Origin of the sequence: Flavobacterium sp., from assembly GCF_043722275.1 — a bacterium.
Lineage (GTDB): Bacteria > Bacteroidota > Bacteroidia > Flavobacteriales > Flavobacteriaceae > Flavobacterium.
On sequence record NZ_JAYSPC010000149.1, the window covers coordinates 1 to 1,664 of the forward strand.

The 1,664-nt window shown below is 35.4% G+C and carries 3 protein-coding genes; 2 read left to right on the forward strand and 1 reads right to left on the reverse strand.

The window, feature by feature from the left end; all coding sequences use genetic code 11:
• Window positions 1-278 precede the first annotated feature (278 nt).
• A complete protein-coding gene (locus ACHZDT_RS17840; protein ID WP_394776017.1) occupies window positions 279-461 on the reverse strand; it encodes a hypothetical protein in 183 nt (60 codons plus the stop codon).
• A 159-nt stretch (window positions 462-620) separates the two neighbouring features.
• On the opposite strand from ACHZDT_RS17840, the gene ACHZDT_RS17845 reads away from it, so the two are divergent.
• Window positions 621-926: a hypothetical protein gene (locus tag ACHZDT_RS17845; RefSeq protein ID WP_394776018.1), complete on the forward strand. Its 306-nt coding sequence runs from the start codon at window positions 621-623 to the stop codon at window positions 924-926.
• A gap of 100 nt (window positions 927-1,026) precedes the next feature.
• Window positions 1,027-1,617 (forward strand): ferric reductase-like transmembrane domain-containing protein, encoded by a 591-nt coding sequence (locus ACHZDT_RS17850; protein WP_394776019.1) that lies wholly within the window; start codon window positions 1,027-1,029, stop codon window positions 1,615-1,617.
• Window positions 1,618-1,664: the final 47 nt, after the last annotated feature.

Genomic DNA, 1,664 nt, shown 5'->3' on the forward strand with positions numbered 1-1,664 from the left:
TTCTTATAACTTTGATAGAATTTTTACTGGGCATAGTAAAAAGTTTTCCATTATGCTGCGAGAACCCGAAAGAGAAACATACTTTCGGGTTTTTGTTATTACGTACATTCCCGTTTTTATATCCGTCCTTTCGGTTTTTATATTTCTTCGTTTAGTTTTTACAAAATGATTTTATATCAGCAGAGAAAGTAAATTCATGAAATATTGGATTTAAATTCTCCGATTGCCCATGTCATCAGCCGGAAGACTCGTTTCTGCACACGGATGCCTTTTTTTGCTCACGGATGCCCCGTTCCTTCATCTGGATGCCTCGTTCCTTCGTCTGGATGCCTCGTTCTTCCATCTGGATGCCTCGTTCCTCCATCCGGATGATAGAGTTTGTCAATTGTATAACTATTTTGTTGGATTGTTGTATTATTTAAGCATAAAGTTGGGTTTCGTTCAACAAAAAACCACCGCAATCCCTCCCCCTCAGTATGCGGGGTAGTGGATAGGCTCGTCGGGGGGAATGGCGGTGGTTTTCCTTAAAGTTCACTGCAACCAAAGGGAGCTGCCGTTCTTCAATTAAACGAAAGGAAGAAAAATAAAAAAAAAATGAAAATAAATTAGACCTTTGCAGCGTGAAAAAGAGACTAATAAATATACTAATTTTCCTAACAGGATTTTGCTACGTTGCTTCGGCTTTGGAGTTAGACAGCCAAGAGTATGCAAAAAACTATGAGAACGAAAATCATGTGTATATTGCCCACAAAAAATCAAACTTTGATTTTGATTTTCATGTTGATATTCCTGCGGAACTACCACTTATTTATGTAAAATATCGGGTTTGTCAAGACATTCCTTTTTTGACTATTCTGCCCATTTCTTCTTTTGACCCAAAGCCACCCGATAAAATTTACCTTCGGCTTAGGGTGCTTCGCATTTAAAATTTTGAGATTTTCAATTTAACTCTTTCCCATTCCGATACGTTTCGGAAATGGGCTTAATTGTTTATTTCAAAATTTAAAAAATGAAAAAATATTTATTATGGAAAATTTCCCATTCCTTCAGCTATCTGCTTATGCGGGATTAGTTGCAACAGGACTTTTAACTTTAAACATACTGTTGGGCATGATGCTCGGTACAGCTTACAACAAGCATAGCTATTGGACACAATTGCCCGACCGTATTAAACAAATAAATGTTTATAATCTTCATAATTGGACAGCTTACATTGCTTTGCTGTTGGTGCTTTTGCACCCAACTCTTTTACTATTTGACCCAACAACTAAATTCAAATTCATTGATGTTATTTTTCCAATAAATGCCCCACATCAAAAATTATTTGTTGCATTGGGGACGCTTTCAATGTTTGCAATTATTACAGTTTTAATCACAACCCAAAAAGTAGTAAAGAAAAAAATGAGTTTCCGAACATGGAAAAACATTCATCTCATTTCTTATGGTACGGCATTATTATTCGTAATTCATGGAATCGTAATGGACCCTCAATTAAAGGATAGACCTGTAGATGTATTCGATGCCGAAAAAGTAGTATCAGAACTTTGTCTTGTCATTTTAATTGCAGCAAGTATTATTCGTTATAAATATCACCTCAAAACAAAGAAAGCAAAATGAGAAAATTTTCTTTGTTTACAATTATACTATATTGCTTTTCTGCAACT